At 59.0% G+C, this 16,399-nt stretch carries 15 protein-coding genes and 23 tRNA genes; 31 read left to right on the top strand and 7 right to left on the bottom strand.

Going from position 1 to position 16,399, the window contains the following annotated elements; translation table 11 throughout:
- The first annotated feature begins 167 nt into the window (after positions 1-167).
- The 27 genes from EOA36_RS01085 to EOA36_RS00950 all read left to right on the top strand — a co-directional run bounded on the left by EOA36_RS01085 (position 168) and on the right by EOA36_RS00950 (position 8,313).
- Positions 168-245, top strand: a tRNA-Met gene (locus tag EOA36_RS01085).
- Between the two features lie 285 nt (positions 246-530).
- Positions 531-606, top strand: a tRNA-Val gene (locus tag EOA36_RS01080).
- A gap of 4 nt (positions 607-610) precedes the next feature.
- Positions 611-684 (top strand) — tRNA-Ile (locus EOA36_RS01075).
- Between the two features lie 39 nt (positions 685-723).
- Positions 724-799, top strand: a tRNA-Val gene (locus EOA36_RS01070).
- Positions 800-878: 79 nt separating this feature from the next.
- A tRNA-Glu gene (locus EOA36_RS01060) sits at positions 879-953 on the top strand.
- Between the two features lie 490 nt (positions 954-1,443).
- Positions 1,444-1,521 (top strand) — tRNA-Trp (locus EOA36_RS01055).
- A 59-nt stretch (positions 1,522-1,580) separates the two neighbouring features.
- Positions 1,581-1,657: transfer RNA gene (locus tag EOA36_RS01050), tRNA-Leu, on the top strand.
- Positions 1,658-1,660: 3 nt separating this feature from the next.
- A tRNA-Leu gene (locus EOA36_RS01045) sits at positions 1,661-1,736 on the top strand.
- 5 nt (positions 1,737-1,741) lie between these two features.
- Positions 1,742-1,823, top strand: a tRNA-Leu gene (locus EOA36_RS01040).
- Between the two features lie 6 nt (positions 1,824-1,829).
- A tRNA-Gly gene (locus tag EOA36_RS01035) sits at positions 1,830-1,901 on the top strand.
- A gap of 6 nt (positions 1,902-1,907) precedes the next feature.
- Positions 1,908-1,983, top strand: a tRNA-His gene (locus EOA36_RS37030).
- A gap of 171 nt (positions 1,984-2,154) precedes the next feature.
- A tRNA-Asp gene (locus EOA36_RS01030) sits at positions 2,155-2,230 on the top strand.
- Between the two features lie 1,686 nt (positions 2,231-3,916).
- A tRNA-Gly gene (locus EOA36_RS01020) sits at positions 3,917-3,991 on the top strand.
- A 5-nt stretch (positions 3,992-3,996) separates the two neighbouring features.
- Positions 3,997-4,073: transfer RNA gene (locus EOA36_RS01015), tRNA-Arg, on the top strand.
- Between the two features lie 247 nt (positions 4,074-4,320).
- Positions 4,321-4,395, top strand: a tRNA-Thr gene (locus EOA36_RS01010).
- Positions 4,396-4,397: 2 nt separating this feature from the next.
- Positions 4,398-4,473 (top strand) — tRNA-Lys (locus tag EOA36_RS01005).
- A gap of 5 nt (positions 4,474-4,478) precedes the next feature.
- Positions 4,479-4,552 (top strand) — tRNA-Thr (locus EOA36_RS37025).
- A gap of 122 nt (positions 4,553-4,674) precedes the next feature.
- Positions 4,675-4,749, top strand: a tRNA-Thr gene (locus EOA36_RS00995).
- A 26-nt stretch (positions 4,750-4,775) separates the two neighbouring features.
- Positions 4,776-4,863 (top strand) — tRNA-Lys (locus tag EOA36_RS00990).
- 7 nt (positions 4,864-4,870) lie between these two features.
- Positions 4,871-4,947 (top strand) — tRNA-Asn (locus EOA36_RS37020).
- A 4-nt stretch (positions 4,948-4,951) separates the two neighbouring features.
- Positions 4,952-5,029 (top strand) — tRNA-Phe (locus tag EOA36_RS00985).
- Between the two features lie 7 nt (positions 5,030-5,036).
- Positions 5,037-5,109, top strand: a tRNA-Gln gene (locus EOA36_RS00980).
- 86 nt (positions 5,110-5,195) lie between these two features.
- Positions 5,196-5,579: a hypothetical protein gene (locus EOA36_RS00975; RefSeq protein WP_127275233.1), complete on the top strand. Its 384-nt coding sequence runs from the start codon at positions 5,196-5,198 to the stop codon at positions 5,577-5,579.
- The gene (locus EOA36_RS00970) at positions 5,579-6,052 is read left to right on the top strand and encodes a hypothetical protein (protein ID WP_127275232.1); all 474 of its coding nucleotides are present in this window, start codon (positions 5,579-5,581) and stop codon (positions 6,050-6,052) included. Before EOA36_RS00975 ends, EOA36_RS00970 begins: the two co-directional genes overlap by 1 nt.
- Positions 6,053-6,940: 888 nt before the next feature.
- Positions 6,941-7,300: a hypothetical protein gene (locus EOA36_RS00960; RefSeq protein WP_127275231.1), complete on the top strand. Its 360-nt coding sequence runs from the start codon at positions 6,941-6,943 to the stop codon at positions 7,298-7,300.
- Positions 7,297-7,536, top strand: coding sequence for a hypothetical protein (locus EOA36_RS00955; RefSeq protein ID WP_127275230.1), 240 nt, complete (start codon positions 7,297-7,299; stop codon positions 7,534-7,536). Before EOA36_RS00960 ends, EOA36_RS00955 begins: the two co-directional genes overlap by 4 nt.
- A 312-nt stretch (positions 7,537-7,848) precedes the next feature.
- Positions 7,849-8,313 (top strand): hypothetical protein, encoded by a 465-nt coding sequence (locus EOA36_RS00950; RefSeq protein WP_127275229.1) that lies wholly within the window; start codon positions 7,849-7,851, stop codon positions 8,311-8,313.
- Here the strand turns inward: EOA36_RS00950 and EOA36_RS00945 are convergent.
- The 7 genes from EOA36_RS00945 to EOA36_RS00915 all read right to left on the bottom strand — a co-directional run bounded on the left by EOA36_RS00945 (position 8,303) and on the right by EOA36_RS00915 (position 12,960).
- On the bottom strand, positions 8,303-8,527 hold the full coding sequence (locus EOA36_RS00945; protein WP_127275228.1) for a glutaredoxin domain-containing protein: 225 nt from the start codon (positions 8,525-8,527) through the stop codon (positions 8,303-8,305). The genes EOA36_RS00950 and EOA36_RS00945 overlap by 11 nt on opposite strands.
- 9 nt (positions 8,528-8,536) lie before the next feature.
- A complete protein-coding gene (locus EOA36_RS00940; RefSeq protein ID WP_127275227.1) occupies positions 8,537-8,848 on the bottom strand; it encodes a hypothetical protein in 312 nt (103 codons plus the stop codon).
- Positions 8,845-9,900 (bottom strand): hypothetical protein, encoded by a 1,056-nt coding sequence (locus EOA36_RS00935; protein WP_127275226.1) that lies wholly within the window; start codon positions 9,898-9,900, stop codon positions 8,845-8,847. Before EOA36_RS00935 ends, EOA36_RS00940 begins: the two co-directional genes overlap by 4 nt.
- A gap of 24 nt (positions 9,901-9,924) precedes the next feature.
- Positions 9,925-10,941 carry a hypothetical protein gene (locus tag EOA36_RS00930; RefSeq protein WP_127275225.1) on the bottom strand — a complete coding sequence of 339 codons (1,017 nt, stop codon included), beginning with the start codon at positions 10,939-10,941 and terminating at the stop codon, positions 9,925-9,927.
- Positions 10,942-10,951: 10 nt separating this feature from the next.
- The gene (locus EOA36_RS00925) at positions 10,952-11,950 is read right to left on the bottom strand and encodes a DUF2793 domain-containing protein (RefSeq protein WP_127275224.1); all 999 of its coding nucleotides are present in this window, start codon (positions 11,948-11,950) and stop codon (positions 10,952-10,954) included.
- A 2-nt stretch (positions 11,951-11,952) separates the two neighbouring features.
- Positions 11,953-12,873, bottom strand: coding sequence for a discoidin domain-containing protein (locus EOA36_RS00920; protein WP_127275223.1), 921 nt, complete (start codon positions 12,871-12,873; stop codon positions 11,953-11,955).
- 11 nt (positions 12,874-12,884) lie between these two features.
- Positions 12,885-12,960, bottom strand: a tRNA-Cys gene (locus EOA36_RS00915).
- Between the two features lie 98 nt (positions 12,961-13,058).
- On the opposite strand from EOA36_RS00915, the gene EOA36_RS00910 reads away from it, so the two are divergent.
- From EOA36_RS00910 to EOA36_RS00895, 4 genes are all read left to right on the top strand, one after another.
- Positions 13,059-13,616, top strand: coding sequence for an HD domain-containing protein (locus EOA36_RS00910; RefSeq protein ID WP_127275222.1), 558 nt, complete (start codon positions 13,059-13,061; stop codon positions 13,614-13,616).
- A gap of 88 nt (positions 13,617-13,704) precedes the next feature.
- Positions 13,705-14,730 (top strand): bifunctional nicotinamide-nucleotide adenylyltransferase/Nudix hydroxylase, encoded by a 1,026-nt coding sequence (locus EOA36_RS00905; protein WP_127275221.1) that lies wholly within the window; start codon positions 13,705-13,707, stop codon positions 14,728-14,730.
- Positions 14,731-14,732: 2 nt separating this feature from the next.
- Complete coding sequence (locus EOA36_RS00900) at positions 14,733-16,151, top strand: nicotinate phosphoribosyltransferase (RefSeq protein ID WP_127275220.1); 1,419 nt, start codon at positions 14,733-14,735, stop codon at positions 16,149-16,151.
- A complete protein-coding gene (locus EOA36_RS00895; RefSeq protein ID WP_127275219.1) occupies positions 16,151-16,345 on the top strand; it encodes a hypothetical protein in 195 nt (64 codons plus the stop codon). The genes EOA36_RS00900 and EOA36_RS00895 overlap by 1 nt, the downstream gene beginning before the upstream one ends.
- The last annotated feature ends 54 nt before the right edge of the window (positions 16,346-16,399 follow it).

Below are 16,399 nucleotides of genomic sequence, written 5' to 3'. Positions count from 1 at the left end.
GCCGCCGCCGAGGATGATCAGGACCCGGCCAAGGGACCGCGCAACATCGGCGCGGAACCGGCGAAGGACCTGTCTTGGTGGGACTGGTTCTGGAGTTGGCTCTAAAAAGTTTCGGAGCCGTGTAAAGAAACGGTTGACAAAAACTCCGCACTGTGAGAGAAGGACCGTGCGGAGTAGAGAAGCGGTCCATCTCGCCACGTTCATACCGTGGAGATCGTCGGTTCAAATCCGACCTGCCGCAACCATTTGAAGGAACCTTAGTCGTGACCATGAACGTCGTCATTATCCCCGAAGTCGAACCGGTGCTTGCATCGGGTCGGGAGATCGTGCGCGTCTAAGGAACATCCTTCCACATAGACAACTGCGAAGTCCAAGGCCCGGCGCGAAAGCACCGGGCCTTTTTCTTTGCGTCAACTGGGTAAAGCTCGTGCAGAAGAGTACCGGCCTTGGAAGCCGGATGCCGGTGGGCGGAACACCGTACCCAGACCAACAAGCCCCATCGTGTCGGTGCGAAAGTATCGGCACGGTGACCCTGAATAGTTCACTGGTAGAACGGCGGTGTTACATACCGCGCGCATGGGAGTTCAAATCTCTCTTCGGGGACCATTACTCCAGTATAGCTCAACGGTAGAGCGTCCGATCGATAATCGGTTGATCAGAGTTCGATTCTCTGTACTGGGACCAAATACGAACTTTCGCGTATCTCAGGTGCGCGAAAGTTCTGCTCGCTTAGCTCACTCGGGAGAGCGCCGCTATGACATGGCGGAGGTACGCGGATCGAAACCGTGAGCGAGCACCAGCCGCATTCGTCCAATGGCTAAGACGCTGGCCTTTCAAGCCGGAAAAGAGGGATCGAAACCCTCATGCGGAACCAACATGGCCCACTCGTCTAGTGGCTAGGACAACGGCTTCTCAAGTCGTAGAAGACGGATCGAAACCGTCGTGGGCTACCAAGGATCAAACTCCGACCGTGCGACCTGTAAAGAAATAGTTGAGCCGGTCGGATTTTTATGGTTGACATTTTGGTGGCGTTCGTGCCATCCTTCGACTTGAGCTTGGCTCACGAGATCGCCTTTGCGGTCGAAAAGAATTTGAATGTGCCTTCGGATCGATCACTGCGCCAGACGCATATCTCCGAGGGACGTGGATAGGAAGACTACCGTGAAAGCGTTGTATTGGCACCAGATGACACAGGGAACGAAGCGCTCGCTTCGCGCCTCTGCACGTCTGCTGGATACCGCCAATAGCTTCGGTATCAAGGGGTCTTCTGGAGATGGTGGCACGGTTTTCTAAACCAGCCCCATCAGAGTTTCAGAAGGCCCCGGCGAGAAATCTCCGGGGCCTTTTTCGTGTTACCTATCAGCCCTCGGGCTGCGTTCTTTGACATCGTGAGTATGATGACAAACACAATCCCGGCCGGGAATCTGTCCGGCCGGGATACGTGGATCGGTTTGTTGTAGCGGTTAGCATGCAGGTCTCCAAAACCTTGCGGCGGGAGTTCGAATCTCTCAACCTTTGCCACGTCATTTTGTCCACTTGCTAAGACACAAACGCGCTTTGTGCCTTAGCAAGTAGACAACGCCCTGCTGACGGAACTGGCAGACGTACCGGGCTCAAAACTCGGGTTTTCCGAGTTCGACTCTCGGGTGGGGCACCAATTGCGCGTGTGGCGAAATGGCAGACGCAAACGGCTCAGACCCGTAAAGCTGGAGGTTCGAGTCCTCCGACGCGCACCAAACATGTCCCGATGGCGAAATGGCAAACGCTCAGCGTTGAGAACGCTGTCCTTCGGGTTGCAGGTTCAAGTCCTGCTCGGGACACCAAATATTGCGGGCTTCTTCAAGATGAGGCAACAGCCTTCCAAGCTGCCAAGGCGGGTTTGATTCCCGCAGTCCGCTCCAATTTATGCAGGGATGACGGTAGCTGGTAACCGGCTGGATTGTGTCTCCGGAATCGCCCGTTCGAACCGGGCTCCCTGTTCCAAGTTTCAAGAGCGACGGCGCGGCGACACGCGTCAACGCCAACCAGTGAAGGGGTCCATGGCAAGTCACTGGCGGTTATGGGAGTCTGATGATTTCCGTCCTCGGGAGAGGACTACCCGAAAGGATCGCTGGGAGCGGCTGCGGCCGGTCTTCCCCTCTTGAAAACCTATAAGTGCCATTTCCCGTCTTGGTGAAGGGCTCCGACTGTCGATCGGAGAAGGCGAGTTCGATCCTCGTATGGCGCGCCAATTCTGCACGTAACCCCCATGGCTACGAACCATGAGAAAGGTAATGGAGGAAGATGTAGGTTCGACCCCTACCGTGCAGGCCAATTCCAATCAGAGCCGTTGTCCAGAATTAATTGACAGGTGATGATTTTTCTAGTTGACAGACCAGCATGCCTTCTGTAGGTATGTGGACAACGAAGAGCGGCACGGTTCGCCGGATCGCTCCAGAGTTTGGCGGCAAAGCGTCATTAGGATAAGCCGGGCAACCGGCCCAAAGGTGGGACCCCCAAATGCCCACCGCGCAGCAATGCGTTCACCCTTGCAAGCCTAGTCACGGGAAGCGATCCCGGTCTGCCCGCAAGGCGGAATAGGTCAGAAGATAGGGACGGTCGGCGGGCGAAAGCCCCGCTCGAAAAGCACTGTGGTGAGGCCAACGGTTTAGCCACGGTAGGGAGCCTGCAAGCTCCGGGCTGTCACGCAAACCTATCGAGGACGGATGACGAAGGGTAGTCAGTAGGTTCGAGGCTTCGCGGCCAAGGGCGACTGGCAGTCTGGACAGGTGGACGGCCGCAACGCCGTGGACATCGCGAAAGACGATCGAGTAGCCCCAGCCGGGCGAAAGGTAGAAGTAGGCGTGTTGTATTCCGGGTCTCAAAAGGACTTTGGAGCGACTGGGTCAGCACGTCTCGATGGGTTGCGAGTAGCACAGTGGTAGTGCAATGGTTTCAGGAACCATCGGTCGCCGGTTCAACCCCGGCCTCAGATAACAAACGCAAAGACTGACCCGGTTACGTGTGTAAGATGCCAAACGCCCAGCCCCTCGGGGAACTGGGTCATCCAAGAGCCGCAAGCTGGAGGATGTCGGTGAGAGAGTGAACGGAGCCGGACGCACCGGCTAGTGGCTCGCAAGGCCAACGGACATGAAGCCGCCGAGTAGCACGTAGCGACAAGCGATACGCCACGCTTCAAATAAGGCGGCATTGAGCGATACGCGGTTAGGGCAACCGGCTGCGTGGATCATAAGGGAACCTCGCCCGCAAGGCGGTGGATAATCCTTGAAGGCGCTCGCGGAAAGCTGTAGTCTCAGGCTTCCAAAAATGGTCACCTGTTTTGGTGACCAGCATGAGCGAATTGAGCTTTGCTCCCCTACGGGGTCCACTGCTCCGTTTGTGTTGACACTCCGCCTCGGCGGTCTTGTGCTGGTCTCCAAAGCAGGAACGTCCGTCCAATGATGGGCACGAAGTGGGTGTAGCTCAGGCCCGAAAGCGAGTAGGCGCTAGGCCAGCGCCGGAAGTCGTAGGACGCCGCTCGGTCGCAGTCTTCTCAACACCGGTTGAGGGAAGGATGTCCGAGTAAGCGTGAGAGAGCGCCGGGCACAGTCCGGAGGACGCGGGTAAAAATCCCGCCGCCGACACGAAATTAAAGGGATAGAGCCTTCTGGCTCTCCGAAGCGCGCAGGGTGCGAGCCAGCTAAAGGCTCAAGATCATGACCTGCCTTACCAACGATCTGCACGGTTGCGAAAGTCCTGCTGGAACTCCTTTAGCAAGAGGAAAGGCGCGCCGGTAGCTTCACTGCGGTCCCGTTGGAGAGATCGAGCCTGTTGGCTCCACGAGCAGTGGGATCGAGTGCCATTGTGAAACCCACGGTGGAAGCATTCCTCGGTCAGCCGGGCACGGAGTAATGCCCAGCCCGGCACCACGTGATTTGCAGGTATAGCTCAGTCGGAAGAGCACCGCGTTGCCAACGCGAAGGCGCGAGTTCGAATCTCGCTACCCGCTCCAATTTCCCTTCCGTAGCTCAGCCGGACAGAGCGCCCGCTTCCGAAGCGGATTGCCGCTGGTTCGACTCCAGCCGGAAGGTCCAAGTTCGGTCGTAGCTCAGATCACGACGAGCAGCGGTGGACTGCGCATGCGGTCAACCGGACATAGCGGCTCCGCCTTAGACAAGTGGCGGCTGCAAAACCTCGGTGCTGTCTAGCCGGGGAGATGACGCGGGGTTCGCCCGCCGATCGGAACAATTCTTTCAGATGGGGATGGCTCAGGGTAAGCGGGCATCCTTTGCACGGACGCTGCGGTGGGTTCGAGTCCCACCTTCTCCACCATCTGTTTCTGCCGACATGGTCCAGAGGTACGGACGTTCCCTTGGTATGGGAAGGACCTTGGTTCAATCCCAAGTGTTGGCACCAATGCGCCGGTAGCTGAGTGGCTTAGCGGCGGGCTCTTAACCCGCGACAAGGTGAGTTCGATCCTCAGCCGGCACACCAAATTTGCTCTTGTAAGACAGTGGTAGTCGCCGCCCGTCGTAAGGCCGGAGCCGAGGTTTGATTCCTCGCGAGAGCACCAGCCCTTGAAGCATTGGTGGTGATGCAGCCGCCTTGTAAGCGGACGATGCGGATTCGAACGCCGCATGGGGCTCCAGAACTTGACGGCGCGCGGCCGACCGACTATCAGGCCGGGATCGCAGTGCCCCAATAGCTCAGCGGTAGAGCAGCGCTTTCGTAAAGCGAAGGTCGGGAGTTCGATTCTCTCTTGGGGCACCAGCGCTTTTCCTAAAAATCCAGAACATGAACCGGTGGCCAGAGTGGTCGAAGGCGACGGGCTTTTAACCCGATCCCGAAAGGGCACCGTGAGTTCGAATCTCACCCGGTTCTCCAAGAATATTTCCGACAGCCGAACAAGGTGGACGGGGCTGACTGTTAATCAGCACACGGCAGGTTCGATTCCTGCGTCGGGAGCCAATATGCCAGCGTAGCTCAGATGGTGAGAGCGCTGCTCTGAAAAAGCAGAGGCCGGAAGCTCGACAACTTCCCGCTGGCACCAGTTCTATTCGGTGGTCGCTAATGGTAAGCACGCTGGCTCTGAACCAGCCGATGTAGGTTCGACCCCTACCCGCCGATCCAATTTTAATCTGCAAGAATTGCTTGACATGATCGTCAAGCAGTTCTAGGCATGGCTCTGTCAATCACAACCAGACGGAGTTCTCAGAATGGATCGCAATACCTTCCTCAAGCTCGCCGACCTGAGCGAGTCGCAGGACGAAGAAGTGGTGCTGCTCGAAGCCAACAAGCTGCTCGGCACCGACCTCACCGACGTGTCCAATGCCGCCAAGGCTGTCAACAGCATTCTCGGCAAGGGCGATGTCGGCGGGCGCATCGGCAACGGCACCGACGATCTGTCGACCGCCACCTTCGGCGAGTTCACGGCCGAGGCCAAGACCTATCCGGTCGCCGTCGTCCGGCTGATCGTCGCCGCCGTCAAGGCGCAGTCGCTCGACAAGTTCTTCAACGACAACAAGAAGTCGAAGAAGGCCTCGACCGAGACCGGCCTTGGCGCTGCGCCGTCGCGTTCCCTCGGAGCCGCGCGCTACTGATGACCGTCCTCGTCTATCGTGACGGCGTGCTTGCGTCGGATTCTCAGTTGATCCGACGCAACTGGCACGTCCTCGGCTCGGCCGAGAAAATCGCCCGCGTCGAAGTCGACGGCCAAGCCTATCTCGTCGGCGGGACCGGCGAGGCACCCTACGTCAGCAAATTCATACGTTGGTGCCGATCGGCGGACTTTCCCAAGTTCCTCAAGAACGAAGAGTTCACCAGCCCGCATATCGAGCCGACCGGCAAGGACGACAACTGTACGGGCTTCGTGATCAAGCCGGATGGCATCTGCATCCGCTTCGAGGGCGACGATCCTCCCTACGAGGTCACGGCCGAGTGGCACGTCTTCGGCTCCGGCGATCAGTTCGCCGTTGGGGCTCTGGAGATGAAAGCCACGGCGGAAGAGGCTTGCGCCGTCGCCATCAAACAAGACCTTCTGTCGGCCGGCCCTATGCAGGTTGTCCGGCGCTGACCCGGTAGAGCACGGCAGGGAGTGCAGGCCCCTCATAAGGGCAAGGTCGGAGGATCATAACCTCCTACCGGGACCAATTGGAGAGTGATCCGGACAGGCGCGCCGGGCACGCTTGGAAAGCGCTGCGGACCTCGCAAGGGGTTTGGGGCTCATGTCCTCCGCTCTCCGCCAGAAAGGCTCCCCTGACGGCCTCCTACGCCCGCTGCGGGCCGGTGACACGGACAAGGCCCGTGTCTGACAAAGGTCAGGACAATTCAGGAAGGTGAACCGGCTCGGGTCGGGCGCGATTGCTAATCAAAGCGGACCTCTCAGGAGGTCTGGGGATCAGGGCCTCCGCCTTCCGCCATCTCCTATACGCGAAACCGTATATCCGTCATTTATACGCGAAAGCGTATATCCGTGGGCTGGGCACGAGTGAGCCTAACCGCCTGTAAAGCGGCCGTCTAAGACTGTGGGAGCGCACATACTCTCCCCACGGACCAAATCTGGAGAGTTAACCGGACAGGCGAGCCGGGACCGACTCGAAATCGGCGCGGACCTCGGAAGGGGTCTGGGGATCAAGACCCCAACTCTCCGCCAATCCGTCATCATGCTCACGATCCCGATCGGGATCATTGTCCTAAGTTTGTATCGATTTTTCGGACAGCGACCCCGATCGGGATCATTCTAAGCTCTGCACTCATCTTTGGAAATCTTGGAGGCCTCGGGAAACCGGGGCCTTTTCCGCGTCTAAGTAAGTATTAAAGCAACGTCTGCACTCAACCTAGTATAGTATGGCTAGTATACTTTGTAATAACAAAGTTGTTGCAATTCTGTACCAGTGTGCTATAATATATGCACGGTCGATATTGGCCGTGTTCTTTGAAAACCAAATAGGAGTGTCAACACATGAGCGAGCGCATCAATCTCGACCACTTTGTCGTGGTCGGAGCAAACGCATGGGGCAAGGCAGAGTCCGTTGAGGACGCCTTCTGGAACTGGTGGAAGCAGGCGCGGCCGGGGAGTGGCGGTTTCTACAGCCCGGCCGAGTGCACGATTCATATCCGGCAGGTCGACGCCGAAGCCCATGTCGATGGAATGGGATCGCTGAACGCCCGCAAGATCGTCAACCTCGGCGACGTGAAGCTGACGAAGGAGATCGTCGCGGCCTACCGGAAGGCAGAAGAGTCGATCGACGCCCTGCTCGATCTCGCGAGGGACAAGACGGACTTCGACGCCGAGCTTGAAGGTGTGGAGATCGCGGGATGAAGAAGGCGACCGGAAAGGAGCCCACGCGGGCGATGATCCGGAAGTTCATGGAGGTCCGACGCAAGTCGGGCCTCTCATCGAACCTCCAGTTCAGCTTCGACGCTTCCGAGGCAGGTTTCAGCGTTGAGGACCTGCCGGCCGTCACCAAGCTCGACGGCGGCGGATACGAATGGACCTTAACCCACGGTGTCCTGCGTGAGGACTGGGAAGGGTACACCTATCGGACTAACGATTGAGCACAGAAAAAGGCCTCGGCGAACTCTCGCCGGGGCCTTTTTTATGTGCCAGAATGCCGCAACAACCGATCGGGGGCGGTCACGTTGTCAGTCGTCTATGAGCCCGCGCTATGCGACGATTAGATTTTCTAAAAGTGGGGTAATATTTTTGTGTGAATATGCCGCGCCTTAATCATGTTCCGCTTTGTGTCGGAGATGGTAGAGCTAATTGCACGCATTGCGCGTATTACAGGTTGCATCACGGCGGCGCGAGCCGCCGTTTGACGCAACACCTTTAAGTGCATAACGGAGAGAAGGATGGGAATCCTAGATATGATCGCGCAGATCGATGCAGAAATTAGTGCACTCGAAGCACGTATCGCCAAACTCAGAGACGCGCGCGAGACGATCGTAAGTCTCGAAGGACCTATTAGTCAGGGAGGGTATCATCAGTTCCCGGTGTCCGGCGAGGCAGACCACCACGAAACTCCTAACGACAAATCCATCGGCAGGTCTACTGCCAAGGTAGTTGCCCAGCCCCACCATCAAAGCCTACGGCGATCCAGTCCCGGTCGTGCCTTTGTCGCTGGCCTGATTGACAAACCAGCCTCCGCCAAAGAACAAATACTGTCCGTCATAAGAGAATCCGACGTAGCGCTCACAAGCGCGGAGATCAGAGATCGCATAGGCGACAATGTTCGGAAGCAGACGATCTGGGCGCAGTTGTCAGACCTGACAAAGAACGGGGTCCTTAAGCGATCAGAAGACGGCAAATACACGCTTGCAGTTAACGATTAGCGTACCAGATTTCGAGAGCATCCGCCCCACCAATCAGTTCGCCTTCGAGAAAGACCTGCGGCACCGTTTTATACTGAGCCTTGAAGGTCGAACGAACAAGCTCCGGCAACGCCGAGATATTCGTTTCCTCGTATGTCGACCCTTTCGACATGATCAGGTCCTTGGCACGCACACAGTGCGGGCAGTTGTCCTGCGTGACGATCTTGAAATTCATCTGGAGCCTTTAGAAATCGTAGTTGACGTTCTGGATGCGGCGCTTGGGAGCAGGCGCTGCTACCGCAGTGCTCACGAGCGCGAGCACACGCACCTGAGCCACGTCGGCTTCCAGCCCCTCCGAGCCAGTGAGAGCAAGAATGCGCTGCTGGGAAACACGGGCATCAACAGTCGCGCTCGCGAGAGCGAGGATGCGCTGCTGGGCTACACTAGGGGTGGTAACCATCGGAGCGAGCACGAGAAGCGCTGCCTCCGAGACGCGAATATTTGCGTCCGCCGAGCCGAGGGTCAGAAGTGCGGATTCAGAGACACGTACCGTCATGCTGCCCGACGCAATTCGATCTGTGCAGCATTGGCCTCGGACGCGGTCCAAGGAGCGCTTGTGCTCGGGTTCAACTGATCCACCTTGGCAGCCCAAAGGAACTGGGCGTTGGTCTGCGCCTTGGAAGCCAAGCTAGGCACGCCAGCATGTACAGGGCCAAACTCCAAGGTGCCCGCGCCGGAGTCAGTCTTTTCAGCGCGCACGACCGTCATGACGCCAGCGATGGCCAGCGAAGCCGGAACCACGTCCGCCGTCTCAAAGATCGACACGTCGCCCACGGTCGACGACTCCAGATAGCGAGTGGCGTCGACAGCCGGAACGTCGTTGATCAGATCGTACCCGCTGGTGCCCGTCGACAGCGCCCAATCAGCATCGACAGTGTCGGCGCTCGGAAGCGCCGTATAGACCTTCTTCTCTCCGATCCAGTCGTTGTTAACAGAGCCAGCGCCGTCCCAGAGATACAAATTTCCCATCGTGAAGACACACGAATCGCCACCTGCGACACGCTGGTCGAACGCGATCTGGCCGACCGCCGTGCCGTTGGTCGTGATGCCCGTTGCAGCGACAAACGTGTCGCCTCCAATGCGGACCTCGATAGAGCCAGCGGACGATCCAGCAATGATCATCTTCGCTTCAACATGGTAGTAGGTCATGTTGGCGAGGGTCCCGGCCGAAGTGGCGAGGGTAGTGCCTGCGCCATTCAAGATGGCCAGCTTACCGGTGCCCTCATTCAACTGGATGCGATAGAGCACCGTGCCCGTCGAAGACATAAAGACGATGAAATCGAGCGTGTTGAACGAAACCGGATAAATCATGTGGAAACCTACCCCCAAAGCCCCAGACGAGTAGGGCGCAGGATAGGCCTTGGCCAGAGCAAAGCCTTCACCACCTGTGGCGGAAAGCTGCGCACCCTTACCGCCCATTGCGGGCTGGTCCACAAACACCGTTCCCGAGTTGTTCAGGAGGGTGTCATAGGCACCCGCCGCCGAGGCTGCCAGCCGACTCCCGTTCGTCCCGTAATGGTTAAACCCATCGATCCAAAGCAGACTCATAGATATTTTCCCTTATGATTTCGATCAGGCGACACGCTCGATGCCGGCCTTGAGGGCGTCGATTGCCGCGCCGGTCCAAGCCGCACTCGTGTTCGGGTCGGTGGGGAAGATGTCCTGCGCCTGATAACCGAACGCCGTGCCCACGCTGCGCGTCGTGCCGTTGGCGATGGCACTGCCGGACTTGACGACGTTTCGAATCGTGGTCGTGCCTGCATCCGACTTCTTGCCGAGCGTTTCGATCGCGATTCCTGCGACAGTGGCAGGAGAGAATCCGAGGTTCGCGAAATCGAAGAGGCTGAGATCGCCAGCGTTAGACGCCGACAGATAGTCGGAAGTATTGGCCTGATCGTCATCGATCACCGCATAACCATCGGTGCCGGTGCTCGGGGTCCAGTCCGCATCTGCGGTGTCTGCGTTCGCGAGCAGGGTGACGACCTTCATGTCGCCGAGGCGAACGTCTGCGACATCGTTAAGCACATAGAGATCATCGTATGCCCACGTCTGACCAGACTGCCCGGCTCCAAGCTGCACCGAGCTAATGCCGTTGAAGGTCTGGGTCTGCCCGGAGAACGTCCCCCACGAGTTCCCATCTACGAAGAGTTCAAGCGAGCCTCCGGAGGTCTTTCCTACAAGTTTCACTTCAATGAAATAGGGAGTATTGATGGCCAGATTACCACTCGAATACAGGATAACGGTGTTGTTGTTGGTGTCGAAACCTCCACGGCAAATCTGAATCTGGCCACCACTATTCGTTTTTGCGAAAATGCCTCCGAATCCGAACAATGCGAACTGGCCAAACTGACTGGCCTTGAACCGGAAGCTCAAGATGGCACCGTCGCCGATCGCCTGAGCAAAGTTTCGGCTGCGCCCGCCCGTGTTGTTGGCACCGACCAGATTGAGGGCTCGGCCGCTGCCGAGAAGCCCCGTGATATAGGTCGAGGCAGGAGGGCTACCAAAGCCGACCCAAACGGCGTCGGAGCCGCCCTCCCCGCCAGCGGAACTGGCGTAGTCGTCAAAACCATCGATCAATGCAAGTCCCATTGGGAACCTCCTACGTAAGCGAGCCGACCAGCGAGGCCGAGATGTTGGCAAGGGTGGCGTCGGGCGAGGAAGGCGCGACGATGTTGAGAATGTCGCCAGCCACGAACGCGGTCGCGGAGGCCATGGCGAAGACGCCGGTCGCAGACGCCGTGAACGTGATGGTCCCGACATCCGCGCCGTTCTTCTTGATCTTCAAGACGGCGGTGCCGGTCGACGCGACAGCGGCAACGGCCAGCGACCCGGTCAGGGCGGACGGGAGAGTGAATCCCTTTCCTGCGATATGGGAAAAAATCACTTCCGACGTGTCGAGCGTACCCGACGCAAAGACGCTCAGTTCGATGGATGGAGTGAACGGCACCCACTTGCTGCTGGTGCCGTTGAACTGGAGAAGATCACCATTGCCGGGCGCATCGGTGGCGAAATCCACGTCGCCCAGACCGGCGAGATTCCCTGCCGAGGGGTTTCGTGGTTCCCACTTATCGGTCGTGTCGTTGTAGGTCAGAACCTGACCCTCGGTAGGCGGCGGCGTACCGTCGTAGTCGGTCAACCCCGCCAGAGTGGCGGCGGCGTTGCCCGGCTTCCATTTGTCGGCGACGGCATCCCACTTGAGGACCTGACCATCAGTCGGGGATGCGGTTGTGACATCGACATCGAGAAGTTCGGCCAGGTTCTTGACGCCAGCCGAGAACACTACCCAGCCAGAGCCGTCGAACATGACAAGCTCTTCCTGATCCATGACCCACGCGAAGTGACCTTCCTTCGGCGTGACGTAGACCCATGCGCCAGCGTCAAAGATCGCGATGTCATTCAGGTGTGGCCCGGCCGTTGCGACGATCGCGATGTTGCCGTCAACAGGCGATCCGGGGAGAGCCGCCGTGCGCGACAGGACGGCCGTCTGCACGAGGACCGACAGCGTTCGCATGTTGGTGTCCATGCCGGGCTTCCAGTCGCTGGCACCGAGGTCCCAGAAACCGGTCAATCCCAAGCCGGGTAGAGAACGAGATGCCATGATTAAGAGCCTCCGTAGAAATAGCCGTAGCCGAGGCCGTAGCCGCCGCTGACGCTGAGAACCGGAACGTCGCCTGCTTCCGTCCACGAGAAGCCGTAGTCGTCCGAATAGAAAAGCTGAGTGGTGAGCGGCTGCTGATCGAGACGATCCGCGACCGCAAAAACGGCGACCTGCTCCACCGGCTTGGTCGTCTGGAACCAGTATTCGATGCGCGCCGGCAGCGTGTTCGCCGACCAGACCGTTGCCGGGTCATTGTCAAACGCGTTGAAGCGGCTCTCAGGCAACGCCTGATAGTTGACCAGCGGCTGCCCGCCGTCGTCGTTGTGGCGCTCCGACACGTTGGCGACCGAGCGGAACTCGATCTCGCCGATCGCGACCTTGGTGCCTTCCAAGGTCGAGTTGACCCAGAGACGCCAGACCCGTCCGCCAAGGTGGAAATTGCGTAGTTCCTGAATGTCCCAGTCGACCTGCGAGACCACTTTGAAGAGCGTGAGCCACGCCCCGCCCGGCGTCAGGTACTGAACCGAGAACTCGGCCGGGCTGCCAATCGTGTTGTCCCAGCCCGCCTGCAATCGCACGCCACGCACTTCGACTTCGGCCGCCCAAGCGGTCTGAATCCACGCGTTGACGCCGTAGAGCGTGCCGCTGTCGCGAGGTCCTGCCCAGTAAGTTCCATCGATGTCGTCGAAGCAGGCCTGCGGGAGATGCGATCCCTCCGAGGCGTTGGCGGAATGATCGGCACTAGCAACCGAGATCACGGCACCGGCCGCATCGAGCCATTCGAGTTTGTTGATGAAGACGGTCGTGTTCGGAGCGTAGCTGCCGGTTTCGTTCACCAGCACGCGCCATTTGGCCGACACAGGCGGCGGCGTGCCGTAAGTCCCACCGTTCTGCTGGTTGGCTACAATGCCAAGGATAATCATTTAGTAGCCCTTGGAGGCGCGGGCCGGAATTGAACCGGCGTGACTGGGGTTGCAATCCAGTGCGTCAAACCACTCCGCCACCGCGCCGTTAACCAAGGGCTGCAAGAATTGCTTGACAGGATTCTCTGAACTTGTAGAGATACGCTTGACATACCAAAACGTCAAGCAAATCTGGACAATGGCTCATGAAAGCAGACCGAACGATTATCGACAAAGCACGTGCTCTGGCGATCGACCACCACAGGTTCCAGCGCTACGGCAAGGACTTCACCCACGTGCACCATCTGACGGCCGTCGCCGGTCTGGTGTCTCTGCACTCAACCGACGTGGCGACCAATGCGGCGGCTTGGCTCCACGACATCGTCGAGGACCCGAACTCGGAGAGCGATTTCACCGTCGAGGACATCATGTACGCTTATGGCGACGACATCGGGGGCATCGTCGATCGCGTCACCGATCCGGCTGGACTTGGCCGGTTCGAGGCCAAGAAGATCAGCTTGCCGCGCGCTTCCGGGGACATCCGGTCGTCGATCGTCAAGCTCGCGGATCGCTACTGCAACCACGCCTTCACGATCCTGACCGAGGATCAGAAGTTCGCCGAACTCTACCTCGGCGAGTTCGACTTCTTCATGCACACCTTCTATCGCGCGGGTCGAGAGCAGATGCCTCTTTTCCGCATGGTCGGCGCTCAACAGGAACAGTTGCGGCGGCTCGCTGAACTCCGTCTCGTGCGAGCCGTGTAAAGAATTACTGGACTCCGCGTACAAAACGGAGTAGTACCCCGACAGTCACGGGGTGTCCGTGATCCCATCTCTAACATGAGGGTGTCTCATGCGCATTGGCGTCTTTATCGGGCGGCTCCAGCCCTTCCATCGCGGCCACGAACACGTGGTCCGCGAAGCTCTCAAACAGGTCGACAAGCTTGTCATCCTCATCGGCTCTGCCGGTGCGGCGCGGTCGGATCGCAATCCGTGGACGTTCGATGAACGCCGCGAGATGATCAAGCGCTGCTTCCCTTGGGAAGTGTCCAACGACAAGATCGTCTTCCAGCCTATCCACGACCACCCCAGCGACGAACGCTGGATCACCGACGTGCGCAACGCCGTCGCCATGGAAACCAATGATCCCGGCAAGGATGAAGTCCTGCTGGTGGGGTTCTCCAAGGATCAGTCGTCCTTCTATCTCAAGCTCTTTCCCGACTGGTCGTCGGTCGACATCGCGCCCAAGCACCGCGTGCTGAGCGCCACGCCGATCCGCGAGTCCTATTTCTCCTATGTCGGCGGCATCCAGACGCAGCTTCTTCCCGAAGCTGTCGCCGCTTTCCTCGAAGAGTGGAATATCACTGACGCATACTATCAGGTGTTCTACGAGACCGAGGCGATCAAGCGCTACAAGGACTCGTGGAAGCCGGCACCCTTCCCGCCGACGTTCATCACGGCTGACGCCATCGTCGTCCAGTCTGGTCACATTCTCTTGGTTCGCCGGGGCGACTATCCGGGCAAGGGACTGCTGGCGCTGCCGGGTGGCTTCATCAACCAGTTCGAGCGCATCCGTGACGCGGCGGCGCGCGAGTTGAAGGAAGAGACCGAGATCGAGGACGGCCGTGGCCGCATCCCGGCTGGGCGGCTCCAGACGTACATCACCGAGACCAAGGTCTTCGACAATCCCTACCGTTCTTCGCGCGGCCGGACGGTGACGCACGCCCATCTCTTCCGCCTGCCGGACGCCAAGCCGCTCTGGAAGGTGACCGGCTCGGATGACGCCGCCAGCGCCGAGTGGCGCTCGATCGCGAACCTCTCGGAAGACGAGATGTTCGAAGACCACTTCCATATCATTCAAGACATGCTGGGACTCTGACCATGAACCATATCAACCCGATCCTGAACACCGACTCCTACAAGACCTCGCACTTCCTCCAGTATCCGCCCGGCACGACCTATGTGAGCAGCTATATCGAGGCGCGCCCGGTTGCCGGCTATGACGAGGTTCTGTTCTTCGGCCTCCAGATGTTCATCCGCGACTACCTGACCGGCACCTACAAGCTGATCAACACGAAGGTCATCGACGAGGCCGAGGCGTTCTTCACCGCCCACGGCGTGCCCTTCAACCGGCGCGGCTGGGAGATCATCGCCGACGATTACAACGGCTATCTGCCGTTGGAGATTTGCGCGCTGCCGGAGGGCATGGTGGTGCCCACCGGCACGCCGCTGGTTCAGGTCGTCAACACCGACGATCGGCTGCCGTGGCTGACCAGCTACCTCGAAACGGCGCTGCTGCGTGCGGTCTGGTATCCGTCGACGGTCGCCACCAATAGCCGTGCTTGCAAGAAGATTCTGGCTGACGCCCTGTTCATGTCTTCCGACAATCCGGCCGCAGCCTTGCCGTTCAAGCTCCACGACTTCGGCGCTCGCGGCACGGCTGCCAACGAACAGGCCGGCATCGGCGGCGCGGCGCATCTGGTCAACTTCATGGGCACCGACACGGTCATGGGCGCGTATTACGCCATGCAGTTCTATGACTGCCCGATGCCGGGCTTCTCGATCCCTGCGGCCGAGCATTCAACGATCACGTCGTGGGGAGTCAATCGAGAGGAAGACGCCTACGCCAACATGCTCGACAAGTTCGGCAACGGTCTGGTCGCGGTCGTGAGCGATAGCTACGACTTCTATAACGCACTGGAGAACATCTGGGGCGGAAGCCTGCGCGATAAGGTACTGAGCATGGGCGGCACGCTTGTGATCCGTCCGGACAGTGGCGACCCGCTGATCCTCGTCATGCAGTCTCTGGAGACGCTGGGAGAATTGTTCGGCTTCACCATCAACTCGAAGGGCTACAAGGTCCTCAATCCGAAGGTCCGTATCATTCAGGGCGACGGCGTCGACAAGGACAAGATCGCTCTTATCGTCGGCAACATGCTGGCTGATGGCTGGTCGATCGATAACGTCGCCTTTGGCATGGGTGCCGGCCTGCTCCAGCACGTCAACCGTGACACGCTGCGCTTTGCCATGAAGGCCTCGGCGATCTGCGATACGGGCTTCCGCTGGCGCTCGGTGCAGAAGCTGCCGAAGACGGACATGTCAAAGGCGTCGAAGCCCGGCATCCAGTACGTGTTCGAGCAGAACGACAAGATCATTGTCGAGAACAGCCGCGCGCCGACGCACTACGATGACGACCTTCTCCAGCCGGTCTATCGGATGACGCGCGGCATGAGTAAGCCGCAGACCAAGTTCTGGACCTTCGACGAGGTCCGGAAGCTGGCTGCCTACAAGGGGTTGTAATGGTCCAGATCATCGGCAAAGACGAAACACAGGTGCATGAGGTCACCTGCCGGAACTGCGCCTCTAGGCTGCGCTATACGCGGTCGGAGGTTCAGAGCTTCCGGCACACCGACTACGGCGGCGGGACCGACACGATCTACTACATCGCCTGCCCCGGCTGCGGTAAGCAGGTCCAGAACTTGAAGGCACATTAACCTTAGACCAACTGCAAGATTGACTTGACAGGCGGTGTCCAGTAAATCTATCCG

This window comes from Mesorhizobium sp. M8A.F.Ca.ET.021.01.1.1, assembly GCF_003998025.1.
GTDB lineage: Bacteria > Pseudomonadota > Alphaproteobacteria > Rhizobiales > Rhizobiaceae > Mesorhizobium.
The sequence above is the reverse complement of the archived record's forward strand: the minus strand, read 5'-3'. Positions and strand labels throughout refer to the sequence as shown.